Genomic DNA, 25215 nt, shown 5'->3' with positions numbered 1-25215 from the left:
CGACGCGGGCGGCTACGCGCCGAGCAGCTGCTCGGCCAGGTAGGCCCGCAATCCGGCCAGCGTGATGCGCTGCTGGGCCATGGTGTCGCGCTCGCGCACGGTCACCGCGTCGTCGTCGAGCGAGTCGAAGTCGACGGTGACGCAGAACGGCGTGCCGATCTCGTCCTGCCGGCGGTAGCGGCGGCCGATGGCTCCCGCGTCGTCGAAGTCGATGTTCCAGTACTTGCGGAGGTCGGCGGCGAGCCCGCGGGCCATGGGCGACAGCTGCTCGTTGCGGCTGAGCGGCAGGACGGCGACCTTGATCGGGGCCAGGCGCCGGTCGAGCTTCAGGACGGTGCGCTTGTCGACGCCGCCCTTCGCGTTCGGCGCCTCGTCCTCGGTGTACGCGTCGACGAGGAAGGCCATGAGCGAGCGGGTCAGGCCGGCCGCGGGCTCGATCACATACGGCGTCCAGCGCTCGTTCTTGGCCTGGTCGAAGTAGGTCAGGTCCTTGCCCGAGGCGGCGGCGTGGGTCTTGAGGTCGTAGTCGGTGCGGTTCGCGATGCCCTCGAGCTCGCCGAACTCGCCGCCGGCGAACCGGAAGCGGTACTCGATGTCGACGGTGCGCTTCGAGTAGTGCGAGAGCTTCTCGGCGGCGTGCTCGTAGAGGCGGAGGTTCTCGGGATCGATGCCGAGGTCGACGTACCACTGGAACCGCTGGTCGATCCAGTACTGGTGCCACTCTTCGTCGCTGCCGGGTTCGACGAAGAACTCCATCTCCATCTGCTCGAACTCGCGCGTCCGGAAGATGAAGTTGCCGGGCGTGATCTCGTTGCGGAAGCTCTTTCCGATCTGGCCGATGCCGAACGGCGGCTTGATGCGCGACGACTGCAGGATGTTGTCGAAGTTGGTGAAGATGCCCTGCGCGGTCTCGGGTCGCAGGTAGGCCATGCCCTGCTCGTTGTCGACCGGACCGAGGAAGGTCTTGAGCAGGCCCGAGAAGTTCTGCGGTTCAGTCCACGAGCCGGGCTGCCCGGTGTCGGGGTCGCGGACGTCGGCCAGGCCGTTCTCGGGCGGGTGGCCGTGCTTGGCCTCGTACGCCTCGAGCAGGTGGTCGGCGCGGTAGCGCTTGTGGGTGTGCAGCGACTCGACCAGCGGGTCGCTGAAGACCTCGACGTGACCCGAGGCCTCCCACACCTGACGCGGCAGGATGACCGCCGAGTCCAGGCCGACGACGTCGTCGCGGCCCTGCACCATGGTCTGCCACCACTGGCGCTTGATGTTCTCCTTCAGGGCGACGCCGAGGGGCCCGTAGTCCCAGGCCGAGCGCGAACCGCCGTAGATCTCTCCCGACTGGAAGACGAAGCCGCGGCGCTTGGCCAGGGCGATGACGGAATCGAGACGGTTGGGTGCTGCCACGTGTGATGCTCCGATGAGTTGAGGCGCGAGCTGGGTGCCCGGTCGGTCGAGGTACCCGGCAACTCTAGCGGCGGAGCGTCACCGGCCGAGCGCGGCGGCGACGGCCTCGACGTCGCTCTCGTCGTTCCAGAGGTGGAACGCCACGCGGACGCGACCGGCGCGTGCCGAGACCACGAGACCGGCGTCGCCGAGGAGGCGCTGGTCGCGTCCGTCGGGATCGGCCCAGGTCACGATCGCTCGGCCCTGCGCCTCGATCCCGAGCCGCGCGCAGAGCGCGTCGCCCGTCCCGGCGGCGTGCGCCCAGGTCTCGTCGGCGTCGAGCCCGGCGAACGTGCGGAGCGCGGGAAGCGCTCCGGCCCAGGCCTGCCAGGCGGGCGAGACGTCGAACGCCCGGGCGTCCGCGGCGAGCCGCATCTCGGGGCCGTAGCACGAGCCCCACACGTCGTCGCCCGCGTACCAACCGGCCTGCGCCGGCACCGTCATGCGCCGCAGCCGCTCCCCCAGGGTGAGGAACGCCACCCCGCGCGGGCAGCACAACCACTTGTAGGCGTGCGTGACGCTGGCGTCGTACCGTGAGGCGTCGACGGGTCGCACGCCGGCGGCCTGGGTCAGGTCGCACAGCGTCAGCGCCCCGTGGCGGGCCGCCGCGGCGACGACGGTCGCGTCGTCGGCGACCTCGCCCGTGGCGGACTGGACGGCCGACCAGGCCACGAGGTGCGTGTCGGGCCCGACGGAGCCGGCCAGCTCGTCGAGCGGGACGCTCCGCACCCGGACGCCCCGCGCCTCCTGCACCACGAAGGGGTAGACGATCGAGCTGAAGTCGCCCGTGGGCACGAGCACCTCGGCACCGTCCGGCACCGAGGCCGCGAGCACCGCGACCATCGCCGACGTCTGGGACGCGATGGCGACGCGGCCGACGTCGACCCGGGCCAGCCGGGCGAAGGCCGCGCGCGCCTCCTCGACGACGGCGCCGTAGGCGACGGGACCGGCCCGACCGGACGACCACCGGTCGAGGTCGGCCCGCAACGCCTCGACCGTCGACCGCATCGGCAGGCCCATGGTGCAGGCCGCGAGGTAGCCCGGCGCAGGGGCGAAGAGGTCGGGACGGGGCTCGGTCATGTCCTCAGGCTCCTCTCGTCGAGATCGCAGGACAACCGCCAGTGTCTGAGGTCATCCATCACGACGACTTATGATTCGAGCATGACCGACGATCTCGACCTCGCGTCGCTGCGCGTCGTCCGCGCCGTCGCGGACACCGGCACGATCACGGCGGCCGCCGCCCTACTCGGCTACAGCCAACCCGCCGTCAGCCAGCAGCTCCGGCGGGCCGAACGCCAGGTCGGTCAGCCGCTCGTGCTGCGGGCAGGACGCGGTGTCGCGCTCACCGACGCCGGACGGAGGCTCGCGGCCCACGCCGTCCACGTGCAGGCGGCCCTCGACGCCGCGCGGCAGGACCTCGACGCCCTGGGCGGCGTCGCCACGGGTCGCGTCACGCTGGCAGGCTTCCCCAGCGCGTCGTCCACGATCGTCCCCGACGTGCTGTCGCGCCTGCGCGATCGCCACCCCGGCCTCACGGTCGACTACGTCGAGGCGGAACCGCCGGAGGCGCTGGCACGACTGCGGGACGGCTCGGCGGACGTCGCGATCACCTTCCGCCACGGGGGTGACGCCGGGGGCGAACGCGACCTCGACGGGCTGCTGCACCGCGCCTCCTTCGTCGACCGCACGGTGCTGGCCCTGCCGACGGCGCACCCGTTCGCCCGGGGCGACGCCTTCGCGGGTCTGGCGCACGAGAGGTGGATCGGTGGCTGTCCCCGCTGCCGAGGCCATCTGCTCGCCACCTGCGCCGCGTCGGGGTTCGAGCCCGAGATCGTGCTCGAGACGGACAACGCCCTCGCCGTGCTCGGTCTCGTCGCGGCGGGGCTCGGCGTCGCCCTGCTGCCGGGGCTGTCGTTGGTGTCCGCCGCCGTGCCTCCCGGCGTGCGCGTGGTCGGACTGGACGAGGGTCTCGCCCGGGTGGTGCACGTCGTCCACGGGCGCGGGGGTGACCGGGTGCCGAGCGTGCGGGCGGTCCTCGACGCCTTCGAGCAGGTGGACGGCGACGCGCTGGGCCTCGTGCCGGTCCGTCGGGGCGAGCCGTCGACGGCGCCGGGTTAGGCTGGCCCGACGAACCAGGAGAGGTGCAGGTCGTGCGCAGAAGACTGACCGTCGGCATCGCCGTCTCGGTGCTGGCCCTCGTCGGGCTGACCGGCTGCTTCCCGAGCCTCGACGACCTGACGCCCGTCGGCGCAGGCGGGTCGGCGCCGACCTCGGGCCCGGGTGCCACCGGCGCGCCGCAGCCCCAGGTGACCGGCGCCCCCGGCACCGGAGGCGGCTCGGGGTCGCAACCCGACGCCCTCGCCCCCGGCGGCACGCTGCTCGGCCAGGTCAACTACAAGGATCTCACGATCTACGTCTACGGCGTCGGCGAGCTGACGACCTCGGCACCCTCGATCTACGCCCGCCCCGACGGCACCGACCCCTACCCGGCGGGCACCGACGTCCAGGTCACGGCGTACGTCCTGACGAACAACTCCCAGCGTCGGCTCGACCTGACCGACCTGAGCGCCGACTACTCGTCGTACGGCAACGACCTCGCCACGCAGGACGTCTTCGCCGGGCAGGACCTGTTGACCCAGATGGGTTACGAGACCTCGCTCGAGTCGAAGTTCCCGGCCGACAGCGCGAACTGGTACCTACTGCCCGGCGAGTCCACGGTCTTCGCCAACGCTTGGTTCCACCGGGCGAGCGACGGACCGCTGACCCTGCAGTTCCTGTGGCCGGCCGAGCGGATCTTCCTGGGCGCGAACATCCAGTTCTGACGGACGTCCGGTCAGGCCGGGCTGGGGGCGTCCACCGCTCCCCCGAACCGTCGGGTGCGCGAGGCGTACGTCTCGACGGCCTGCCACAGGTCGGTGCGGGTGAAGTCGGGCCACAGTCGGTCGAGGAAAACCATCTCGGCGTAGGCGGACTGCCAGAGCATGAAGTTGCTCGTGCGCTGCTCGCCCGAGCTGCGCACGAACAGGTCGACGTCGGGCAGTTCGGGCGCGTAGAGCCGCTTCTGGATCAGCTTCTCGCCGACGGCCGAGGGCTTGAGCCGCCCGGCAGCGACGTCGTCGGCGATGGAGCGCACCGCGTCGGCGATCTCGGTCCGCCCGCCGTAGTTGACGCACATCGTCAGCGTCAGGACGTCGTTGCCCTTGGTCAGCTCTTCGGCGAACTGCAGTTCTTTGATCACCGACCCCCACAGCCGCGGTTTCCGCCCGGCCCAGCGGACCCTCACTCCCCAGGCGTTCAGCTGGTCGCGTCGACGGTGCAGCACGTCGCGGTTGAACCCCATCAGGAAGCGCACCTCGTCGGGTGAGCGCTTCCAGTTCTCGGTCGAGAACGCGTAGACGCTGAGGTGCTTCACGCCGATCTGGATCGCCCCGGCGACCACGTCGAGCAGCGACATCTCGCCGGCCTTGTGCCCTTCGACGCGGGTGAGCCCCCGCCCGTTCGCCCAGCGGCCGTTGCCGTCCATGACGATCGCGACGTGCTCGGGCACGGCGCCCCGCGGCATCGTCGGCGGGTGGACGCCGGTCCAGTCGAGGGGGCGGAAGTCGGCGGCGTCGCGGTGGGTCTTCTTCACTGTCTCTCTCTTCCGGGCACCCGGTCGACGTGCTGCAGCGATCGCAGTCCCCGTTCGAGGTGCCACTGCGTGTAGGCGGCGACGACGCCGCTCGCCTGGTTGCGGGTCGCGTCGGGCGCGTCTTCGGCGTGGTCCCAGTCCCCCGTGAGCAGCGCGCCCAACAGGGCCAGCGCCTCCTGCGTCAACCGCGGAGCGCCCGGAGGCGCGTGCGAGTCGGCCACCACGCCACCGAGCTGGACGACGAAGGCCGAGTGCGGCCCGGGGGCACCGGTCACGGCACAGTCGCCGAAGCTCGGCGACCAGCCCGCGATGCTGAGCGCACGCAGGAGGTACGAGTCGAGCGTGAGCTGGGGGGCGTGCTCGTGCCGCGCGAGCGAACGGAGGGCCCCGACGAGCAGGAGGTACTGCTGCAGACCCGCCTCGGCCTCGGTCAGTTTGTCGGCCGTCTCGACCATGACGCTGCCGGCCGTGTAGCTCTCGTAGTCGGCCGCGATCACGGCGCCGTACGAGCCGAGCGACTCGGCCTGCTGCACGATGTCGAGCGAGCGGCCCTCGTACAGCTGGAGGTCGGCGACCATCATCGGCTCGAGGCGCGCGCCGAACTTCGAGGCCGTCCGCCGGACGCCCTTGGCCACGGCCCGGATCTTGCCGTGGTTGCGGCTGAGCATCGTGAGGATGCGGTCGGCCTCACCCAGCTTGTGGGTGCGCAACACGACGCATTCATCACGGTAGACGGGCACCGACCAAGCATCGCACGCGTGGTACAAACGTCAGGTGCACGCCACAGCCTTCGCCGTACCCCTGTGGGTGGACCTCCTCGCCGTCGGCATCGGCAGCCTGCAGGGGGCGATGTTCGCGTCCGAGTACAAGGACCGTCGTCTCGACCTGCTCGGCATCGCCATCATCGGCATCGCCACCGGTCTCGGTGGCGGCGTGCTGCGCGACGTCCTGCTCGGCGAGGTGCCAAGGGCCATGTCGAGCAACTGGTACCTGCTCGTCGCCGTCGCGGCCGCGATCGTCGGCATGGCGCTGCAGCGGGTGTTCACCCGGCTGGCCGGGGTCATCACCGTGCTCGACGCCCTGACGATCGGACTGCTCGGCGCGATCGGGTCGACCAAGGCACTCTCGCTCGGACTGCCCGAGATCCCCGCCGTGTTCGTCGGGGTCATCGCCGCCGTCGGCGGTTCGGTGCTGCGCGACCTGCTGATGAACCTCACCATCGCGATGATGCACGTGGGTTCGCTCTACGCCGTCGCGGCGGCCGGAGGCACCATCGTGCTGGTCGCGGCGGTGTCGCTCGGCGCACCCGTGGCCGTGTCCGCCATCGCGGGCACGTCGATCACGCTGGTGATCCGGATGCTGGCCGTGCGGTTCGGCTGGACCCTGCCCGAGCAGCGCGCCCTCAGCCGGCTCCCCCGCTGGCGCCGGCCCCGCTGACCCCGGCCGCCGGCGCTCGGCTCTCTGTACCGTCACGGCGCCGGCCCCGCGCCGCCGCAGCCGCGCGCGACCCCAGCCCGGAGTTGCCCGCCCCCGTCGGCAACTCCTGCACCCTGCGCCAGCGGACCCCGACACGCCGCAGAACCGCACCCGCGCGCGACACCAGCCAGGAGTTGCCCGCACTCGTCGGGAACTCCTGCACCCTGCGCCAGCGGACCCCGACACGCCGCAGGACCGCACCTGCACGCGACACCAGCCAGGAGTTGCCGACACCTGCGGCCACACGACACGTCCGGCCGCACGACACCTCCGGCCACACGACGACGCCCCCGGCGCCGAGGGCACCGGGGGCGGGTCGGGACGGAGCGGGCCGCCTAGACCGAGGCGAGCTCGAGCACGTCGGTCGTCGTGCGGATGGCGCGGTTGACGGCCGAGACGATGGCCTTGAGCGAGGCCGTCGAGATGTCGGCGTCGATGCCGACGCCCCAGAGCCGGGTGCCGTCGACGTCGAGCTCGACGTAGGCAGCGGCCTGAGCGTCGCCCGACGCGCTGAGGGTGTGCTCGACGTAGTCGTACAGCTTGACCTGGACGCCCTGCTCGGCGAGGACGGCGATGAACGCCGCGATGGGCCCGGTGCCACGGGCCGACGTCGACTCGACCGTCTCGCCGACCCGCAGGTCGACGTCGAGCACGGTCTCGCCCGACATGTCGCTCGCGGTGCTCGTGCGGGTCAGCTCGAAGCGGCCCCACTTGTCGTCGGCCTCGTCGGCGGGCAGGTACTCGTCCTGGAAGATCGACCAGATGTGGGCGCTCGTCATCTCGCCGCCCTCTTCGTCGGTGCGTGACTGGACGACGCCGCTGAACTCGATCTGCAGCTTGCGGGGCAGGTCGATGGCGTGGTCGGCCTTGAGCAGGTAGGCCACGCCGCCCTTGCCCGACTGCGAGTTGACGCGGATGACCGCCTCGTAGCTGCGTCCCAGGTCTTTGGGGTCGACCGGCAGGTACGGCACGGCCCATTCCAGCTCGTCGACGTCGACCCCGCGGGACGCCGCGGTGGCGGCCATGGCCTCGAAGCCCTTCTTGATGGCGTCCTGGTGCGAGCCGGAGAACGCCGTGTAGACGAGGTCGCCAGCCCACGGGCTGCGTTCGTGCACGGGCAGCTGGTTGCAGTGCTCGGCGGTGCGCTTGACCATGTCGAGGTCGCTGAAGTCGATCTGCGGGTCGATGCCCTGGGTGAACAGGTTGATGCCCAGCGCGACGAGGTCGACGTTGCCGGTCCGCTCGCCGTTGCCGAAGAGGCAGCCCTCGATGCGGTCGGCCCCGGCCAGGTAACCCAGCTCGGCGGCGGCGATGCCGGTGCCCCGATCGTTGTGCGGGTGCAGCGACAGGATGACGCTGTCGCGACGGGCCAGGTGGCGGTGCATCCACTCGATCGAGTCGGCGTAGACGTTGGGGGTCGCCATCTCGACCGTCGCCGGCAGGTTGACGATCACGGGACGCGCGGGCGTCGCGTCGAAGGCCTCGATCACCTGGTTGCAGATGTCGAGCGCGAAGTCGAGCTCGGTGCCGGTGTAGCTCTCGGGCGAGTACTCGTAGAAGACGGCCGTCTCGGGGATGGTCTTCTCGGCCTCGAGGCACAGCCGGACGCCCTCGAGCGCGATGTCGACGATGCCCTGACGGTCGGTGCGGAACACGACGTCGCGCTGCAGCACGCTCGTCGAGTTGTACAGGTGGACGATGGCCTGCTTGGCGCCGGCGATCGACTCGTAGGTGCGGGCGATCAGGTGCTCGCGCGCCTGGGTCAGCACCTGGATCGTCACGTCGTCCGGGATGGCGCCCTCGTCGATGAGGCTGCGCACGAAGTCGAAGTCGGTCTGCGAGGCGCTCGGGAAACCGACCTCGATCTCTTTGTAGCCCATGCCGACCAGCAGGTCGAACATGATGCGCTTGCGCTCGGGGCTCATCGGGTCGATCAGGGCCTGGTTGCCGTCGCGGAGGTCGACGGCGCACCAGCGCGGCGCCTCGGTGATGCGCTTCGAGGGCCAGGTGCGGTCGGGCAGGTCGACGGCGATCTGCTCGTGGAAGGGCCGGTACTTGTGGATCGGCATGGCCGACGGCTGCTGTGCGTTCTTCATGTCCTGTGGTCTCTCTCGCCCTCGAGGGGCTGCTCTTCGCGGGGGTGTCGGCCGACGACGAACTCCGCGACGAGGGGGGCCTGGGTCAGGACTCGCCGCGGCAGCTAAGAAGGAGCAGGCCGGTGAACACGTGACGAGGCTAGCACCGACCGAGGAGGCGCGGGTCGTCGCGGACGGGCACCGCGCCTCCTCGGCTCCCCCGCGCGATCAGACCACCGTGCGGACGAGCCGCACGACGGCACCGACCGAGAGGTCGGGCAGGTAGGCGCGGCCGAGGGCCGTGCCGATGGCCGGCAGCTGCACGGGATCGGGGAAGGCCATGACGAGAGGCACGAACTCGGGCTGGAACTTCTTCTTGAAGGTCAGCAGGGTCCGGAATCCGTAGGCCGGTTCGAGCACCCGTCCGAGGAAGGTGAGCACACGTTCGGTCTGTGACGCCGGGCCGTCGGAGGACGCGCTCGTCGCGAGCGGTGCCGCCGACAGGCTGAGGAACTCGACCCCCTGCTCTTTCATGGCCAGTGCCGACGAAGCGATGACGAACTCCATCACGCCGTTCATGCTGTCGGGTCGGCGTCGCATGAAGTCGAGCGTCCAGCCGACGACCTCTCCGTCGCGCCAGGAGGGCAACCAGCTCGTCACCGCCTGGACCGAGTCGTCCTCGTCCAGTGCGAGCATCAGCGCCACGTCGTGGTCACGCAACTCGTCCACGCCGCCGAGTGTGAAGCCCATCTCGGGCAGGTTCTTCTCGGCGACCCACTGCTCGCTGATCTCGCCGATCTGGCGGGCGACCGCGGGCCGGAGGTCGGCGTAGCGGGTCCACTCGGCCCGGACCCCGTTCTTGGTCGCGCGGTTGATGCTCGACCGGACGTCCTGCCACTTCTTGCCGGTCATGGCGAAGGTGGCCGGGTGGAGCACGGTCTCTTCGCCGACGGGCAGCGTCGACCAGCCCATGTCGGCGAAGAGGGGCGAGAGTTCGCCCCTCACGCTGTAGAAGACCGGGGTGAGCCCCTGGTCGTCGCACCAGCGTGCGAACTCACGCGTGACCTCGGGGAGCCGGTCGGCCGGGCACAACGGCTCACCCGTGGTGACCGCGATCCCCGCGACGACGCGATAGGCGACGGCCGCGCGAGCGTCGGCCGTGAACCAGTACCGGTTGCCCTCCCACAAGGCCATGTGCGACAACGTGCCCGGCGTACCCCGGTGGACGATCTCGCGCACCTGGGCACGCGCCGCGTCGGGACGGACGTCCCCCGGCCGTGTCGCACCCACCACGAGCCCGACCAGCACGACGAGCCACCAGAGCGGCCCCACCCACTCGAACGCGGCCCGGACGACGCCGCCGTCGGGCACCGGCCCGATGCGGGTGAGCCCGACGAAACCGACCGGCACGAAGCGTTCGGGCACGTCGAGCAGCAGCGTCCACGGTTCGATCGTCGGCACGAAGGAGGCGCGCCCCAGCCACGCGAGGACGGCGAACGTCACCGCCAGCACGACACCCGACAGCACGACGACGAGGGCGAACCGCGGCCGTCGCGTCCCCTCGGCCCCGATGCCGAAGTGACGACGGAGGAGGAACAGTCCGACGGCGACCGCGGCCGGCACGGCGACCGCCAGCACGGCGAGCACGCCCCTCTCGACCACGTGGCGGGGCTGGTCGACGACCGGATCGGTCGTGACGGGGAGCACCACGTAGTAGAGACCGGCGAAGACGGCGAGCAGCCCGTTGACCGCGACGGCCACGTCGAGGGCCAGGCGACGACCACGCCGCAGGTACCAGGCGCACACGAGCAGCACCGCCAGTGGGAGGAGGCTGAGCAGGACCGTCGGCACGGTGTCGATGCCCGCGAGGGCCGCGGCCCGCGCGCAGGCCCCGATCGGGGGCGCGTGCCGGTCGGGTGCGCCCTGTCCCGCCGCCGCGCAGGCGGCCGAGAGCGACCGCCCCGGCAGGACGTCACGGAACAGCATGCCGAGGGGCGAGAGCGCCCCGATGGGGCTGCGGGTGAGCAGGGTCAGGACGGGACCGAGGGCCGTCACCGCGACGATGGTCGAGGCGAGGCGCCGCACCTCGTGGTGCGAGCTGCGCAGCCATCCGCGCTCGGCGGGACGGCCGGCCAGGACCACCCCGAACGCGAGCCCGACCAGGGCGCCGAGGAGCGCGTAGAGACCCGAGGGATGCCCGTCGTACAGCACGAAGGCGAACACGCACGAGAAGCCGACCAGCCGGATGCGGCGTCGCCAGAGCGGTCCGGAGAACGCGCTGGCGGTCACGATCGTGCCGAGGGCCGGCGTGAGCGGGTGGAGGGTGGACTCGGCGGCCACCTCGAGGGCCCAGGTCTCGCCGAGCGCCTGCCCCAGGGCCTGGACCGCGACGCCGACGCCGGTCGCCACGACGGCCGTCACGAGGTAGGCCGCGACCGTGCGGCGCGGGCCCATGCGGCGCTCGGCGGCGCCCACGAGCACGAGGACGCCGACCACGGCCAGGACGAGTTGGGCGGGACCGCCGGCGAAGAACACCGACCCGAAGACGAGCAGCCACGAGGTGCGGTCCTCGAAGGGGTCGAGCCCCGCGCCGACGAGTTCCCGCAGCCGCTCGCTCGGAGCGTGCGTCAGGCTGCCCGAGGCGAGAGCCAGCACGACGAGCAGCAGCGCGAGCGCGAGACTCACGGGACGGACGCGGGCGAACGCCACCACACGGGTGCCGATGCCCTCTGCGACCTGTCGCACCCGCCCCGGCTCGTGGGGCACGGGCTCGTGGGGATCGGGCGGTGTCGGTGCGTCCGGGCCTGCCTCGGTCACGTCGGCGCTCACGGGGTCTGCACCGCCGCGCTCAGGCCGAGGCGCGGGTAGAACTGCCCGATGCCGTGGGCGAAGCCGTTGGTCGCGGTCGTCCAGTCGTGTCCGCTGCCCGGTGAGACGTAGCGCGTCACCGCCATGCCCGCCTTCGCCGCCGCCGCCGAGTTCACCGTCATGATCTGACCGTACGGGCCGTCGGTCGCACCGACGGCGAAGAACGCCGCGGTGTCCGCGTAGGGCCCGTGCTTCGCCATGATCGCTTGCGGTTGGGCCGCCTCGTAGGCCGCTCGGTTCCCGGCGAAGCCCTGGTCGATCGTGGTCTTCTCGTCGCCGATCGACGGGCCGAGTTCACCCGACACGTCGATGAAGGTCGAGAACAGGTCGGGTCGCGACGCGGCGAACTGGATCGAGCAGGTACCGCCCTGCGAGAACCCGCCGACCGCCCACGCCCTCGGGCCGGAGGCCACGTGGAAGTGGCTCGTCATGTAGTCGACCACATCGGTGGTGATGTAGGTGGCGCTGTTGCCCAGGACGCCGTCGACGCACATCGGGTTGTGCGCGTCGGCACTCAACTGGTCGGGGACGACGACGATCGGTGCGAGACCGTGGTTCTTCGCCGCGAAGGCGTCGAGCGTCTCGACGAGGTGGCCGGCCGTGACCACCGAGCTCGGTTCGGCGGGTTGCCCCGACATCATGATCATCACGGGGAGGGCGGGGGCGTTCGCCACGAGGGCCGCCGGAGGCAGGTAGACGACGGCGTCGCGTGCCGGGAAGTGCGAGACCGTGCCGGGGATGGACACGCTGCCGTACCGGCCCGTGGCGGGCAGGTCGGACGGGGCCTTCCAGGTCGACCAGAGGGTCGGGTCGAACTCCGTCGACGCGGAGGCCGCGGACGGAGGCGCGGTGGCGGTCGCCGGAAGAGCCGGCACCTCGTCCAGGCCGAGCGCCTGCGACAGGTTCTGGTACACGCTGCCGTCCCGGTTCAGCGCCAGTCCGCCGGCCAGGGCGAACACCAGGACCGCCACGACGGCCACGACCTTGCGCCACCACCGGGTACGGATGAGGTTGACGACGACCACCCCGAGGCCGGCGACCACCGCGGCGACCCAGAAACGGTCCACCCAGGTGGGCGACAGTCCCAGCACGTCGCGCACGTCGCCGAGCCACCAGGTGACGACGGCGCCCAGGCCGGCCCCGGCGAGGACCGCGAGGGCGATCCACCGCCACCACGTCCGTCGGGTCCGCGGACGGACGAGGAGCGCGATCGCGATCAGGACGGCGACCACGTCGACCACCAGCAGCGACGTCGACGACAACAACGGGACCGACAGCAACCAGTTCATTCGAGAGCTTCTTTCGGCGGAGGATCGGGGTGATGACCACCCAGGTGACACTCTGCCGCCACGGAGCGAGCCGACACGAGCCACGCCGCTCGGTCACAGCATCCTCATCAGTTGCGGTCAGTCTCTGCACGGTGCCGGTGCCGGTGTCGGCGCCGGTACGCGTGAAGGCCCTGGCACGGCGCTCGACCGGCGTCCTGTCGACGTCGGCCAGGGACTCGCCCCGAGCTCGGACCTACTCGGCGAGCCCGTGTTCGTACGCGTAGACCACGAGCTGGACCCGGTCACGCAGGGACAGCTTCGACAGCACACGGCTGATGTGGGTCTTGACGGTCGCCTCGCTGAGGAACTCCCGCGACGCGATCTCGGAGTTGCTGAGGCCCCGCGCTGCGAGGTCGAAGATGTCCCGCTCCCGGGTGGTGAGGGTGCCGAACGACTCGGGCACGGCCCGGGCGCGTGAGGCACGCCCGTCGAAGTGCTCGAAGAGCTCTCGCGTGGCGGAGGCCGCGATCACGGCGTTGCCCGCGTGCACGGTGCGGATCGCGGCGAGCAGGAACTCGGGGTCGGCGTCCTTGAGGACGAAACCGCTCGCGCCTCCTCGGATGGCGCGGGTGGCGGCCTCGTCGAGGTCGAACGTCGTCAGCACGATGATGCGCGGCGGACGGCGCGAGGCGGCCTCGGCCTGCGCCAGGACGGCGGTGGTGGCGGCGATGCCGTCCATGACGGGCATGCGGATGTCCATCAGGACGACGTCGGGGGTGGCGCGCGCGACCATCGCCACGCCCTCGTCGCCGTTGCTGGCCTCGCCCACGAACTCCAGGTCGGGTTGCGAGCCGACCAGCATCTTGATGCCCGCACGGAACAGGGCCTGGTCATCGACCAGCGCGACGCGGATGGGTGCCGTCGAGCGGCCGGGCATGTCGATCATCGGATGCGTACCTCTTGGGTCAGTGCCAGGGTCGGCACGATGGCGTGGACGACGAAGCGTCCGTCGGCGTTCTGGGTGGTGAGCGAGCCGCCCGCCAGGGTGGCACGCTCCCGCATGCCGTCGAGCCCGTGGCCGCCCCGCCGCTCGTCGCCGGTCGTGTCGACCGGACGTGTCGGCGGTCGCACGACGTTCGAGACCACCAGGTGCAGGGCCTCGTAGCGCCAGTCGAAGTGCAGGCCGACGGGCTGGTCGACGGCACCGTGCCGGAGGACGTTGGTCAGGCTCTCCTGCACGATGCGGAACACGGCGAGCTGCCGGTTGGTCCCGAGCACCTGGGGTTCGCCCGTCACGCGCAGGTCGACCGTGAGGCCCGAGCCGCGCATCTGGTCGAGCAGCCGGTCGAGATCGCCGAGGGCGGGCTGCGGCGCCTCTCCCTGGCTGTGCCGCAACTGACCGAGGAGCACGCGGACGTCGCCGAGGGCCTCCCGAGCCGTCGTGGCGATGGTGGTGAGCGCCCCGTCCACCGAGGTCGGGTCGACCCGGGCGGCGTAACGCGCCCCGTCGGCCTGGGCGATCACGACGGCCAGCGAGTGGGCGACCACGTCGTGCATGTCCCGGGCGATCCGGTTGCGTTCTTGCTCGACGGCGATGTCGCGCTCGGCTCGGGCGGCCTCGCGCTCGGCCCGGGCGGCGTCGTTCTCGGCACGGGCGGTCTCGCGCTCGGCGACGAGCCGCGCCTCACGGCTGAGCCGCTCGGACCACCTCGCCCGGGCCAGCAGCCCGCCGGCCCAGGGCAGACCGAGCAGGGCGAGGAATCCGAGGAGGCTGATGCCCAGCTGCAGGAGGATGCGGACGACGTCGGTCACCGCGTAGATGTCGTAGTCGACGCCGAACAGGCTCTGCTGCACGAACGAGAGGTAGAACGTGCCCAGGAGGGCGCCCACGCCCACGGAGACCAGGCCCGACCACTTGACCCGGTCGGTGCCGTACGCGGCCGTGGAGTACAGCACCGCGCAGATCGCGAGGTTCGTGACACCGGGCGTGCTGCCCGTGACCATCTGGGACGCGGCGACCAGCCAGGCGAGGGTCAGGGCGAGCCCGGGCGACAGCCGCCTCAGGGCGAAGGTGACCGTCATGCCCAGCACGACGAACGGGGTCGTCACGACGCCGTCCGACAAGACCAGGCCGACCACGCCGAGCAGGAACGCCGCCGACAGGTCGACGGCGACCTGGTAGGGAGCGAGGCGTCGGAAGATCACCCGACCACCGTACGACCTGCGGTGGCCCGTCCGGGCCGGCCGCCGTGCGTGAACGACCTCGGGACCATCACGATCATCCGCAGGGACGAGGGCCAACCGCCCGCCCGGGGCGGCCGAGCGACCGGGAGAGGGTGTCAGAACCCCAGCCGACCGAGCTGCTTCGGGTCGCGCTGCCAGTCTTTCGCGACCTTCACGCGGATCGACAGGAAGACCTGCTTGCCGATGAGCGGCTCGATCTGCGCCCGCGCACGCTCACCCACCTCGCGCAGGCGTTGACCCCCCTTGCCGATGACGATGGCCTTCTGGCTGTCGCGCTCGACGAAGAGGTTCGCGTAGATCTCGAGGAGGTCCTTGTCGTCACGTTCGACCATGTCGTCGATCGTCACGGCGAGCGAGTGCGGCAGCTCGTCCTGCACGCCCTCGAGGGCGGCCTCACGCACGTACTCGGCCACCCGGTCGGTCAAGCCCTCTTCGGTCACCGCGTCGGACGGGTAGAGCGGCTGCGACACCGGCATGAGTTTGATGAGTTCGGCGGTGAGGACGTCGAGCTGCACGTCACTGACGGCGGACAACGGGATGATGGCCTCCCAGTCGCGCAGCCGGCTGACCGCCAGCAACTGCTCGGCGACCGCCGGCCGCGACGTCGCGTCGGTCTTGGTGACGATCGCGACCTTCTTGGCCCTCGGGTACTGGTCGAGCTGCTCGTTGATGAACCGGTCGCCCGGGCCCAGCTTCTCGTCGGCCGGCACGCAGAACCCGATCACGTCGACGTCGCCGAGCGTGGTCTGGACGATGTCGTTGAGCCGCTCGCCGAGCAGCGTGCGCGGACGGTGCATGCCCGGGGTGTCGACCAGGACCAGCTGACCGGTCGCCTGGTGCACGATGCCGCGGATGGCCCGTCGGGTCGTCTGCGGCTTCGACGAGGTGATGGCCACCTTCTGGCCCACGAGGGCGTTGGTCAGCGTCGACTTGCCGACGTTGGGCCGACCGACGAACGAGACGAACCCGGCTCGGTAGGTCGACCCCCGAGGAGGCGCGGCCGAGGGGGTGAGGTCGTCTCCGGTGGTCGACATGGGGGCCTTTCGTGAACGTGGTGGAACGGGTGGGAGGTGGAGGGCCGACGCGACCCGGTGCTCAGTCGTCGCGAGCGGCGTCGGCGAATGCGGCCTGTGCGTCCGCGAGGTCGGGATCACGCTCGACCAGCACGGTCTGCAGGTCGTGCCGGCGACCCTCGGTGCGATCGGCCGTGAGGACGAGACCCGACACGCGGACGACCGACCCCTGCTCGGGCAATCGCCCCAGGACCTTGGTGAGCAGCCCGCCCACCGAGTCCACGTCGTCGTCGTCCAGCTCGAGGCCGAAGAGGTCGCCGAGCTCGTCGACGGGGAGACGGGCGCTCACCCGGAAGACCCCTGCGGAGACCTCGCGCTGCGGGGCGACCTCGCGGTCGTACTCGTCGCTGATGTCGCCGACGAGTTCTTCGATGAGGTCCTCGAGCGTGACGAGGCCGGCGATGCCGCCGTACTCGTCGACGACCATGGCGAGGTGGTTCTTGTCGAGCTGCATCTGTCGCAGCGCGTCGTCGGCCTTCTTGGACTCGGGCACGAAGACCGCCGGACGGGCGAGGGTCGTGACGGGAGCCGAGTCGTCGCCGCTGTGCTCGTGCAATCGTCGGGCGAGGTCGCGCAGGTAGACGATGCCGACGACGTCGTCGGAATCGCGGCCGACGACGGGCACGCGGGACACGCCCCGGCCGAGGAAGAGGCTCATCGCCGATCCGACGGAGGCGGTGGCGTCGAGGGTGACCATGTCGGTGCGGGGCACCATGACCTCGCGGACCACGGTGTCGCTGAACTCGAAGATCGAGTGGATGAGCTCGCGGTCGTCCTCTTCGAGGACGTCGAGCTCGGTCGCCTCGTCGACCATGCTGAGCAACTGCTCTTCGGACGAGAACGACGCGCTGCGCGGACGACCGGGGGTCACCCGGTTGCCGACGGCCACCAGGGCGTCGGCCAGGGGCCCCAGGACGACCCGGACGAACCGCACCAGCCCCGAGGTGAGCCGCACGAGACCACGAGCGTGGGCGCGACCGACGCTGCGCGGGCTGGAGCCGACGAGGACGAACGACACGACCGTCATGATGAGCGCCGAGAGCAGGAGGGCCAACCACCAGGGCTCGACCGAGAACGCGAACGACAGCGACACGAGGACGGCCGCCGACGTCTCGGCCAGGATGCGCACGAAGTTGACGGCGTTGACGTGCGCCCCGACGTCGGCGGCGATGGCGGTCAACGCCGTCGCGTGGCGCGGATCGTCGTCGGCCTCGTCGAGGAGGTCCTGGCGGCTGAGCACGCCGAGGGCCGAGTCGGCCGCGGCCAACAGGCCGCCGAAGACCACCAGGAAGACCGCCACGACGACGAAGACCGTGACCATCACGGCGTCACCGACTCGTGTCGGCCGCGGCGAAGGCCGCGAGGATCTCGCGCTGCAGACCGAACATCTCGCGCTCGTCGTCGGGCTCGGCGTGGTCGAACCCGAGGAGGTGCAGGACGCCGTGACAGGTGAGCAGCAGCATCTCGTCGAGGGGGCTGTGCCCCGCCGTGGCGGCCTGTGCGACGGCCACCTGCGGACACACGACGATGTCGCCGAGCAGGCCGGCCGGCGTCGGCTCGTCCTCGGTGCCCGGACGCAGCTCGTCCATCGGGAAGCTCAGCACGTCCGTCGGGCCGGGTTCGTCCATCCACTGGACGTGGAGTTGCTCCATCGCGGCCTCGTCGACGAACACGATCGCGAGCTCGGCCTCGGGATGCACGTGCATCTGGTCGAGCGCGAAGGTGGCCAGGCGCTGGATCGTGGCCTCGTCGACCTCGACGGCGGATTCGTTGGCGACCTCGATGCTCACCGGGTTCCCTTCTTCGGCAGGCGGTCGCGGGCGTCGGCCCGGCGTTCGGAGCGGTTGCCCGCTTCGACCTGGTCGTTCGCCGCTTCGTGACGGCGGTGCTGCTGGGTCTGACGTTCGGCGTCGTAGGTCGTGTACGCGTCGACGATGCGGCCCACGAGCGTGTGCCGCACCACGTCGTCGCTGGTGAGGCGGGCGAAGTGGATGTCGTCGATGCCGTCGAGCACCGTCGTGACGAGCTGGAGCCCGCTGGCCCCCGTGGGCAGGTCGACCTGGGTGACGTCGCCCGTGACGACCATGCGCGAGCCGAAGCCGAGCCGGGTGAGGAACATCTTCATCTGCTCGGGCGTCGTGTTCTGCGCCTCGTCGAGGACGACGAACGCGTCGTTGAGCGTCCGACCGCGCATGTAGGCCAGAGGGGCCACCTCGACGGTGCCGGCCGCGAGCAGCTTGGGCACGATCTCGGGGTCCATCATCTCGTTGAGCGCGTCGTAGAGCGGTCGGAGGTACGGGTCGATCTTGTCGGTGAGGGTGCCGGGCAGGAAACCCAACCGCTCGCCGGCCTCGACCGCGGGGCGCGTCAGGATGATCCGCTGGACCTCGCGGCGCTGCAGTGCCTGGACGGCCTTGGCCATGGCCAGGTAGGTCTTGCCCGTACCGGCCGGGCCGATGCCGAACGTGATGGTGTGCTGGTCGATCGCGTCGACGTACTCTTTCTGACCCGGTGTCTTCGCCCGCACGCCCTTGCCGCGGCTGGTGACGATGGGCTGCCCGAAGACCTCGGACGGGCTGCCCTGCCCCGAGTCGAGCAGACGGGCCGACGTCGCGACCTCGGCCGGGCCGAGGTCGTGGCCGCCGCGGACCATCGAGACGAGCTCGTCGACGAGCCCCTCGGCCCGGCCAACCGCGGACGAGGGCCCCTCGAGGGTGACCTCGTTGCCGCGCACGAGCACGCGGACCTCGGGGTACTGCTTCTCGACCGCACGCAGCAGGCGGTCTTGCGGGCCCAGCAGCTGGACCATGGCGACGCCGTCGACGGTGACGTCGACGCGCCGGACGTCGTCGCCCGTCGTCGGTGTCGAGGGGCCGGTGGCGTTCGTGTCGCTAGTGGGCAAGGGTGCCTTCCTCCAGGGGTCCGCCGAGCACATGGGCGTGCACGTGGAACACGGTCTGCCCGGCGGATGCGCCGGTGTTGAAGATCAAACGGAACTCTGACCCGGAGTGTTCCCCGAACGCCGCCGGGTCGGCCGCGAGCCGGGAGGCGGTCGCCACCAGCTCGGCGAGCAGCGCGGGGTCGCCCTCGGCGAGTTCGACGACGTCGCGGTACGCCTGGGTCTTGGGCACCACGAGCAGGTGGACGGGTGCCCGGGGCGCGATGTCGCGGAACGCGATGACCGTGTCGCTCTCGAACACGATGTCGGCGGGGATCTCGCGCGCGACGATGCGGCTGAAGACGGTGGGCTCGTCGGAGGTCTCGGACATGCTGCCCATCGTAGCGACGACCGCCGACACGACCCCCGGGTGCGTGGCGGTCACCAGCGGCCGAGACGCACGCTCAGCACGGACAGGGCGGCCGGACCGGCCGTGGAGGTACGCAGGACGGCGTCCCCGAGGCGCACGGCGCGGGCACCGGCCTCGGCTAGCTGCTGCAGCTCGGCGGGCGACACCCCGCCCTCGGGACCGACGACCACGACGACGCGGTCGGGCACCGCGCCTCCTGCGGTGAGGTCGACCGCCGTGAGCGCCTGCTCGGCCGACGGCTCGAGCACGAGGACGAGATCGCGGGAGGCGCGCTCGGCCAGCTGCCGCGTCGTCGCGAGCCCGGACACCTCGGGCGCCCACGGACGGATCGACTGCTTGGTCGCCTCGCGCACGATCGACGACCAGCGGGTGAGCCCCTTGGCGACCTTGGGACCCTCCCAACGGGAGATGCTGCGGGCCGCGGCCCACGGGACGATCTCGTCGACGCCGAGCTCGGTCGCGGCCTGTACCGCGAGCTCGTCGCGGTCGCCCTTGGCGAGGGCCTGGGCGAGGACCAGCCGCGTCGTCGGCGCCTCGTGCCGCACCACCCGCGTCGCGAGCAGCACCAGCCGCTCGGGCGCCGCCTCGCTCACCTCGCCCTGGACCACCAAGCCCCGACCGTTGCCGAGGGTGAGCGCTTCGCCCACCCGGACACGGCTGACCGTCACCGCGTGCCGCGCCTCGGAACCGGTCAGCTCGACGGTCGAACCGACCTCGGCGGCGACCAGGTCGTCGACCAGGTAGAAGTGCGCCACGATCAGAAGTTGAGGAAGCGGTCGCGCAACTTGCCGAAGAGGCCCTGCTGGAAGTGCGACAGCTCGGGAGCCGCAGAGCGCCGACCCGAGGCGAACTTCTCGATCAACTCGCGCTCTTTGTGGCTGAGCTTGGTCGGGGTGACCACCTGGACGCCGATCTTGAGGTCGCCGCGACCCGTTCCGCGCAGTCGGGTGATGCCGCGGTCCTTCACGGTGAGGATGTCGGCACTCTGGGTGCCGGGCCTGATCTCGACCTCGATCTCGCCGTCGAGCCCGGTGAGCGTCGTCGTCGTGCCGAGGATGGCGTCGGTCATCTGCACCTCGAGCGTCGCCAGCAGGTCGTCGCCGTTGCGGCTGTAGGTGTCGTGGTGCCGCACCTTGACCTCGAGGTAGAGGTCGCCGTTCGGGCCGCCGGCCTGGCCGACCTCGCCCTGACCGGGCAACTGGAGCCTGAGCCCGGTGTCGACGCCCGCGGGGATGTCGATGGGGATCGAACGCCGGGCCCGGACGCGCCCCTGGCCCTGGCACGTCGGGCAGGGGTTGGGGATGACGGTGCCGTACCCACGGCAGGTTCCGCACGGGCTCGACGTCATGACGTTGCCGAGCAGCGAGCGCACGGTGCGCTGGATCTGCCCGGAGCCACCGCAGATGTCGCAGGTCTGGGGCGAGGTGCCGGGTGCACAGCACGAGCCGCTGCACGTGTCGCAGAGGACGGCCGTGTCGACCTCGATGTCGCGCTGCGTGCCGAAGACGATGTCCTCGAGGTCGACCTCGAGGCGCAGGAGCGCGTCCTGCCCGCGTTCGCGCCGGGACCGCGGCCCCTGACGTTGGCCCTGACCACCACCGCCGAAGAACGCGTCGAAGATGTCGCCGAAGCCGGCGGCCCCGCCACCGCCACCGCCGCCGAAGCCGGGCTGCGGACCCAGGTCGTAGCGTTCGCGTTGCTGCGGGTCGCTGAGCACGTCGTAGGCGTGCGTGACGTCCTTGAACCGTTCGGACGCGTCGGGGCTGGGATTGACGTCGGGGTGCAGCTCGCGAGCGAGCTTGCGGTACGCCTTCTTGATCTCTTCCGGGGTCGCCTGACGGTCGACTCCGAGGACGTCGTAATGATCTGCCACTGGTTCTCGTCTGCCTCTGGTGTGGTGTGGTGGTCTTCCCGGCGGGGCCGGGCCCGGCGGACCGGGACGGGATGGGGTCGTGGGACGGCCGGGGCCGTCGGCGTCGGCTACCGCTCGGCGAGCAGCGACGACAGGTAACGGGCGACGGCACGCACCGCCGCCATGTTGGTCGAGTAGTCCATGCGCATGGGCCCGAGGACGCCGAGCCTCGCGATCTCGCTGCCCTGCGTCGAGTACCCGCTGGCCAGCACCGACGCCTGCGACAACCCGAACGAGGCGTTCTCCCGTCCGATGCTCGCGGCCACGTCGACGGCGTCGAGCTGCATCTCGCCGAACAACCGCAGCAGGGCGACCTGTTCTTCGATCGCCTCGAGCACCGGGAAGAGGTCACCGCTGAAGTCGTCGCCCGTGCGCACCAGGTTCGCCGCACCGGCCATGACGAGGCGGTCCTGGCGTCCGGCGGCGATCTGCTCGGTGAGGCTCGCGACGACGACGCCGACGACCGCCGCGAGATCGGGGCGGAAGCGCGTCGGCAGGTCGGTGAGGGCCGTGGAGGCCTCACCGAGGGGCCGTCCGCCGACCGCGGCGTTGATGGCGGCCCGCAGTTCGGACAGGAAGGACTCGTCGACGGCGGTGCGGATGTCGACGACCCGCTGCTCGACCTGGCCGCTGTCGGTGATGAGCACCGTCATGACGCGGCCGTCGCCCAGGCTGACCAGTTCGACGTGACGCACGCGGGCCCGGGAGAAGGTGGGGTACTGCACCAGCGCCACCTGGTTCGTGAGCTGCGACAGCAGACGGACCGTCCGCCCCAGCACCTCGTCGAGGTCGGTGGAGTCGCCGAGGAAGGTCTCGATGGCCTGACGCTGGGCGGCGCTGAGGGGTCTCAGGTCGGCGAGCTGGTTGACGAAGAGCCGATAGCCCTTGTCGGTCGGCACCCGACCCGACGAGGTGTGCGGGGCCGCGATGAGCTCTTCTTCTTCGAGCAGCGCCATGTCGTTGCGGATCGTCGCCGCCGAGACGCCGAACTGGTGTCGCTCGACGATGGACTTGGAGCCCACGGGCTCACGGGACGCGACGTAGTCGTGCACGATGACGCGCAGGACTTCGAGACCGCGTTCGGAGACCATGACGCACCTCTCTTCGCTCGACGCCCCGGGTCGTCCGCCCGCCGGGCGACCGGTCCTGGCACTCGACGTGCCGGACTGCCAATCGTACGACACCTCCGTCGCGAGGCCTACTCGCGCCGCGCCCGGCTGCCCTAGGGTGGCGGGGACATCCGCAGGACACTCACGAACAGGTGCAGCCATGACCGAGAACCCTCCCGCCCAGCCGAACGGCCCGCAGAACGGGCGACCCGGCCAGAACGGGCAGCCCGGCCAGCCCTACGGCCACGGCCAGCAGCCCGGTCAGGGCCAGCAGCCCGGCGCCGGCTACGGCCAGCAGCCCGGCTACCAGCAGCAGCCCGTCCAGCCGATGCGCCCCGAGGACGAGAAGCTGTGGTCGACGCTCATCCACCTCGGCGGCATCATCTTCGCGTTCGTCCCGGCTCTCGTCGGCTACCTCGTGTTGAAGGACCGTGGCCCGTTCATCCGGGAACACACCAAGACCGCGCTGAACTTCCAGATCACGATGGCCATCGTCTACGTGATCTCGGCGATCCTGTCGATCATCGTCATCGGAGGCGTGCTCGCACTCGTCGCCGGCATCCTCGTCATCATCTTCTCGATCATCGCCGCCGTCGCGGCCAACAAGGGCCAGTGGTACAAGTACCCGCTGACCATCGAGTTCATCAAGTAGGCGGTCGACCGGCCCGGACGGGCACGACGCGAGGCGCGACTCCCCCGGGAGCCGCGCCTCCTGCGTTCCGGGCCCGTGCCTCCCGGGCCCGTGCCTCCGGGTCCGTCGCCTCGGGGCGCCGACCGAGAACGTGACTCGATCCGGGCACACCGGGTCAGTCGGGCAGCAGGCGCCGCACGACGGCGTCGGCCATGAGGCGACCCTCACGGGTGAGCACCACGCGACCCTGCAGGGCCGGGCGCCCCTCGACCCAGCCGTCGGCGATGAGCCCGGCGACCGCCTGGCGCCCGTCGTCGTCGAGCTCGGAGGTCGGCAGCCCCTCGCGGATGCGCACCCCGAGCAGGACGCGCTCGACCCGACGGGTCTCGTCGTCGAGGGTCTCGCGCCCCGCGGCCGGTGACTCGCCCGCGGCCATGCGTTGTTGGTAGGCAGCCGGATGCTTGACGTTCCACCATCGGACGCCGCCGACGTGGCTGTGCGCGCCCGGGCCGACGCCCCACCAGTCGTGGCCCTGCCAGTAGGCCAGGTTGTGGCGGGAGCGGTGCTCGACGCCACGCGACCAGTTGCTGACCTCGTACCAGTCGTACCCCGCCGCGGCGAGCCGGTCGTCCGCGATTTCGTACATGTCGGCCGCGGTGTCGTCGTCGGGCATCGGGACCTCGCCGCGCTTGATCTGGCGGGCGAGCTTCGTGCCGTCCTCGACGATCAACGAGTAGGCCGAGAGGTGGTCGGGCTGCTGCTCGAGGGCGACGTCGAGAGAACGCCTCCAGTCGTCGAGGGTCTCGCCGGGCGTGCCGTAGATGAGGTCGAGGCTGACGTCGAGCCCGGCGTCACGCGCCCAGCGCACCACGAACGGGATGCGCTCGGGATCGTGCGTGCGCTCGAGGGTGGCGAGCACGCTCGGCACGGCCGACTGCATGCCGAAGCTGACGCGCGTGAACCCGGCGTCGGCGAGCTGCTGCAGGTACGCGGCGTCGACCGAGTCGGGGTTCGCCTCGGTCGTCACCTCGGCGCCGGGCTCGAGACCCCAGGTGTCGACCATCGCGTGCAGCATCGACGTCAGGTCGCCCGCGGGCAGCATCGTCGGGGTGCCCCCGCCGAAGAACACCGAGGAGGCGCGGCGCGGCGGCAGACCCGCCTCGCGCAGCACACGTCCCCCGAGCTCGATCTCGGCGACGGCCTGCCCGGCGTAGTCGTCCCGGCGTGCGCCCCGCAGTTCGTCGCCGGTGTACGTGTTGAAGTCGCAGTACCCGCAGCGCACGCGGCAGAACGGGACGTGCAGGTAGACCCCGAAGTTGCGGTCGTCCGCGCCGACCGCGACGGTCTCGGGCAGGCGTCCGTCGACGGGGGCGGGATCGCCGAGGGGAAGGGCTCCGGGCACCGTCAGGCGCCGGTTCCCGAGGCGTCGCCGCGCGGACCGGTCGGGGGCCGGTCGTCGCCGCGGGGATCGCCGACCCCGGCCTCGGTGTCCTCCACGACGACGACCTCGTCGGTCTGCTCGCCCTTCTCGTTGAGGCTCAGGGCCCGCAGGTACCGCTTCGTGTACTGCGCCTGCGTGCGTCGCAGGAAAGGTGCCACGAGGCGCCATTTCGCGCTCGACGGCTTGGAGAACGACCTGATGGAGAGCCAGACCGAACCGTCGTCGGTCTGGTCGACGATCCAGGATTCCTCGCCGCTCTCGGGGTGGCCGTCGAGGGTTCCGTACGCGAAGCCCTTGCGCTTCGGTTCGTCGATGACGTAGACGACGCGGACCGGCGCCTCGACCGTGCGCCCGTAGGCCTCGATGCTGAGCGTGGCCGTCGTGCCCGCCGTGAGGAGGGGTGTGCCGTCGGGCGAGTACCGCGACTCGTCGCGCGCGGTCGTCCACTCGGCCGCGTCGACCGGTTGCCCGTGCTCGTCGAACTGGACGGGCGTGTACTCGCTCTCGTCGGCCGGCGGCACGCTGTCGACCCGGACGCGGATGCCGCTGCGCTCCTGGATCTGCCAGGTCATCGTGGCGATCCAGGCCGCGGCGAAGCGGGCGTCGCCGTGGCCGACGCGCGCCCGGTACTCGGCCGGCTTGAATCCCTTCGGCGGGTACTGCATGAGGTCGGGGGCCTGCGTCGCCCCGACCTCGCCGTAGGTCGTGCGGGTCTCCGTGTGGGTGGCTCGACGCATGGACC

23 protein-coding genes are annotated in these 25215 nt (G+C 71.3%); 4 read left to right on the top strand and 19 right to left on the bottom strand.

Features of this window, described 5'->3' with window-relative positions; translation table 11 throughout:
* Positions 1–12 precede the first annotated feature (12 nt).
* Both ASE87_RS04330 and ASE87_RS04325 read right to left on the bottom strand, forming a co-directional pair.
* A complete protein-coding gene (locus ASE87_RS04330) occupies positions 13–1398 on the bottom strand; it encodes a glycine--tRNA ligase (protein ID WP_056226204.1) in 1386 nt (461 codons plus the stop codon).
* A gap of 78 nt (positions 1399–1476) precedes the next feature.
* On the bottom strand, positions 1477–2517 hold the full coding sequence (locus ASE87_RS04325; RefSeq protein ID WP_056226201.1) for an aminotransferase class V-fold PLP-dependent enzyme: 1041 nt from the start codon (positions 2515–2517) through the stop codon (positions 1477–1479).
* Between the two features lie 81 nt (positions 2518–2598).
* Here ASE87_RS04325 and ASE87_RS04320 point away from each other — a divergent pair, with 81 nt between their 5' ends.
* Positions 2599–3555, top strand: coding sequence for a LysR family transcriptional regulator (locus ASE87_RS04320; RefSeq protein WP_043592577.1), 957 nt, complete (start codon positions 2599–2601; stop codon positions 3553–3555).
* Between the two features lie 32 nt (positions 3556–3587).
* On the top strand, positions 3588–4259 hold the full coding sequence (locus ASE87_RS04315; RefSeq protein ID WP_137847072.1) for a hypothetical protein: 672 nt from the start codon (positions 3588–3590) through the stop codon (positions 4257–4259).
* Positions 4260–4270: 11 nt separating this feature from the next.
* On the opposite strand, the gene ASE87_RS04310 is transcribed toward ASE87_RS04315, so the two are convergent.
* Both ASE87_RS04310 and recO read right to left on the bottom strand, forming a co-directional pair.
* On the bottom strand, positions 4271–5068 hold the full coding sequence (locus ASE87_RS04310; RefSeq protein ID WP_056226195.1) for an isoprenyl transferase: 798 nt from the start codon (positions 5066–5068) through the stop codon (positions 4271–4273).
* Complete coding sequence (gene recO / locus ASE87_RS04305; RefSeq protein WP_056226193.1) at positions 5065–5808, bottom strand: DNA repair protein RecO; 744 nt, start codon at positions 5806–5808, stop codon at positions 5065–5067. Before recO ends, ASE87_RS04310 begins: the two co-directional genes overlap by 4 nt.
* A 34-nt stretch (positions 5809–5842) precedes the next feature.
* On the opposite strand from recO, the gene ASE87_RS04300 reads away from it, so the two are divergent.
* Positions 5843–6505 carry a trimeric intracellular cation channel family protein gene (locus ASE87_RS04300; RefSeq protein WP_056226190.1) on the top strand — a complete coding sequence of 221 codons (663 nt, stop codon included), beginning with the start codon at positions 5843–5845 and terminating at the stop codon, positions 6503–6505.
* A gap of 374 nt (positions 6506–6879) precedes the next feature.
* On the opposite strand, the gene leuA is transcribed toward ASE87_RS04300, so the two are convergent.
* The 13 genes from leuA to hrcA form a co-directional block, all read right to left on the bottom strand.
* Positions 6880–8640, bottom strand: a complete 1761-nt coding sequence (gene leuA, locus ASE87_RS04295; RefSeq protein ID WP_056226187.1) for a 2-isopropylmalate synthase — start codon at positions 8638–8640, stop codon at positions 6880–6882.
* 207 nt (positions 8641–8847) lie between these two features.
* Entirely contained in the window at positions 8848–11364 is a 2517-nt protein-coding gene (locus ASE87_RS04290; protein WP_157489675.1) for a bifunctional lysylphosphatidylglycerol flippase/synthetase MprF, read from the bottom strand.
* Between the two features lie 80 nt (positions 11365–11444).
* Complete coding sequence (locus tag ASE87_RS04285; protein ID WP_043592565.1) at positions 11445–12776, bottom strand: esterase family protein; 1332 nt, start codon at positions 12774–12776, stop codon at positions 11445–11447.
* A gap of 232 nt (positions 12777–13008) precedes the next feature.
* Positions 13009–13701, bottom strand: a complete 693-nt coding sequence (locus ASE87_RS04280; protein WP_369813993.1) for a response regulator — start codon at positions 13699–13701, stop codon at positions 13009–13011.
* Positions 13698–14960, bottom strand: coding sequence for a sensor histidine kinase (locus tag ASE87_RS04275; protein ID WP_052505053.1), 1263 nt, complete (start codon positions 14958–14960; stop codon positions 13698–13700). Before ASE87_RS04275 ends, ASE87_RS04280 begins: the two co-directional genes overlap by 4 nt.
* A 134-nt stretch (positions 14961–15094) precedes the next feature.
* A complete protein-coding gene (gene era / locus ASE87_RS04270) occupies positions 15095–16033 on the bottom strand; it encodes a GTPase Era (protein WP_043592564.1) in 939 nt (312 codons plus the stop codon).
* Positions 16034–16094: 61 nt separating this feature from the next.
* A complete protein-coding gene (locus tag ASE87_RS04265; RefSeq protein WP_052505052.1) occupies positions 16095–17393 on the bottom strand; it encodes a hemolysin family protein in 1299 nt (432 codons plus the stop codon).
* A gap of 7 nt (positions 17394–17400) precedes the next feature.
* Positions 17401–17862 carry an rRNA maturation RNase YbeY gene (gene ybeY, locus ASE87_RS04260; RefSeq protein ID WP_043592560.1) on the bottom strand — a complete coding sequence of 154 codons (462 nt, stop codon included), beginning with the start codon at positions 17860–17862 and terminating at the stop codon, positions 17401–17403.
* Positions 17859–18974: a PhoH family protein gene (locus tag ASE87_RS04255; RefSeq protein WP_056226182.1), complete on the bottom strand. Its 1116-nt coding sequence runs from the start codon at positions 18972–18974 to the stop codon at positions 17859–17861. The genes ybeY and ASE87_RS04255 overlap by 4 nt, the downstream gene beginning before the upstream one ends.
* Entirely contained in the window at positions 18964–19341 is a 378-nt protein-coding gene (locus tag ASE87_RS04250) for a histidine triad nucleotide-binding protein (RefSeq protein WP_056226858.1), read from the bottom strand. The genes ASE87_RS04255 and ASE87_RS04250 overlap by 11 nt, the downstream gene beginning before the upstream one ends.
* 50 nt (positions 19342–19391) lie before the next feature.
* Positions 19392–20135 carry a 16S rRNA (uracil(1498)-N(3))-methyltransferase gene (locus ASE87_RS04245; protein ID WP_043592557.1) on the bottom strand — a complete coding sequence of 248 codons (744 nt, stop codon included), beginning with the start codon at positions 20133–20135 and terminating at the stop codon, positions 19392–19394.
* Between the two features lie 2 nt (positions 20136–20137).
* Positions 20138–21253, bottom strand: coding sequence for a molecular chaperone DnaJ (gene dnaJ, locus ASE87_RS04240; protein ID WP_056226179.1), 1116 nt, complete (start codon positions 21251–21253; stop codon positions 20138–20140).
* 107 nt (positions 21254–21360) lie between these two features.
* Positions 21361–22383 carry a heat-inducible transcriptional repressor HrcA gene (hrcA, locus tag ASE87_RS04235; protein WP_043592554.1) on the bottom strand — a complete coding sequence of 341 codons (1023 nt, stop codon included), beginning with the start codon at positions 22381–22383 and terminating at the stop codon, positions 21361–21363.
* A gap of 178 nt (positions 22384–22561) precedes the next feature.
* Between hrcA and ASE87_RS04230 the strand changes: the two genes are divergently transcribed.
* Positions 22562–23053, top strand: a complete 492-nt coding sequence (locus tag ASE87_RS04230; RefSeq protein WP_235472190.1) for a DUF4870 domain-containing protein — start codon at positions 22562–22564, stop codon at positions 23051–23053.
* Positions 23054–23207: 154 nt separating this feature from the next.
* On the opposite strand, the gene hemW is transcribed toward ASE87_RS04230, so the two are convergent.
* Positions 23208–24434 carry a radical SAM family heme chaperone HemW gene (gene hemW / locus ASE87_RS04225; protein ID WP_056226176.1) on the bottom strand — a complete coding sequence of 409 codons (1227 nt, stop codon included), beginning with the start codon at positions 24432–24434 and terminating at the stop codon, positions 23208–23210.
* A 2-nt stretch (positions 24435–24436) separates the two neighbouring features.
* Positions 24437–25210, bottom strand: coding sequence for a DUF1990 family protein (locus tag ASE87_RS04220; RefSeq protein WP_082059736.1), 774 nt, complete (start codon positions 25208–25210; stop codon positions 24437–24439).
* Positions 25211–25215: the final 5 nt, after the last annotated feature.

Source organism: Frigoribacterium sp. Leaf44 (assembly GCF_001421865.1).
Lineage (GTDB): Bacteria > Actinomycetota > Actinomycetes > Actinomycetales > Microbacteriaceae > Frigoribacterium.
Note: the sequence above shows the minus strand (reverse complement) of the source record. Positions and strands in the feature narration are given on the sequence as shown.

Excerpts from the sequence above, each read along its gene's own strand:
- leuA (WP_056226187.1), bottom strand. The coding sequence starts at position 8,640 with ATGAAGAACGCACAGCAGCCGTCGGCCATGCCGATCCACAAGTACCGG.
- ASE87_RS04220 (WP_082059736.1), bottom strand. The coding sequence starts at position 25,210 with ATGCGTCGAGCCACCCACACGGAGACCCGCACGACCTACGGCGAGGTC.
- ASE87_RS04250 (WP_056226858.1), bottom strand. The coding sequence starts at position 19,341 with ATGTCCGAGACCTCCGACGAGCCCACCGTCTTCAGCCGCATCGTCGCG.
- ASE87_RS04230 (WP_235472190.1), top strand. The coding sequence starts at position 22,562 with ATGACCGAGAACCCTCCCGCCCAGCCGAACGGCCCGCAGAACGGGCGA.
- hrcA (WP_043592554.1), bottom strand. The coding sequence starts at position 22,383 with ATGGTCTCCGAACGCGGTCTCGAAGTCCTGCGCGTCATCGTGCACGAC.
- ASE87_RS04320 (WP_043592577.1), top strand. The coding sequence starts at position 2,599 with ATGACCGACGATCTCGACCTCGCGTCGCTGCGCGTCGTCCGCGCCGTC.
- ASE87_RS04265 (WP_052505052.1), bottom strand. The coding sequence starts at position 17,393 with ATGGTCACGGTCTTCGTCGTCGTGGCGGTCTTCCTGGTGGTCTTCGGC.
- ASE87_RS04285 (WP_043592565.1), bottom strand. The coding sequence starts at position 12,776 with ATGAACTGGTTGCTGTCGGTCCCGTTGTTGTCGTCGACGTCGCTGCTG.
- ASE87_RS04280 (WP_369813993.1), bottom strand. The coding sequence starts at position 13,701 with ATGATCGACATGCCCGGCCGCTCGACGGCACCCATCCGCGTCGCGCTG.
- era (WP_043592564.1), bottom strand. The coding sequence starts at position 16,033 with ATGTCGACCACCGGAGACGACCTCACCCCCTCGGCCGCGCCTCCTCGG.
- ASE87_RS04325 (WP_056226201.1), bottom strand. The coding sequence starts at position 2,517 with ATGACCGAGCCCCGTCCCGACCTCTTCGCCCCTGCGCCGGGCTACCTC.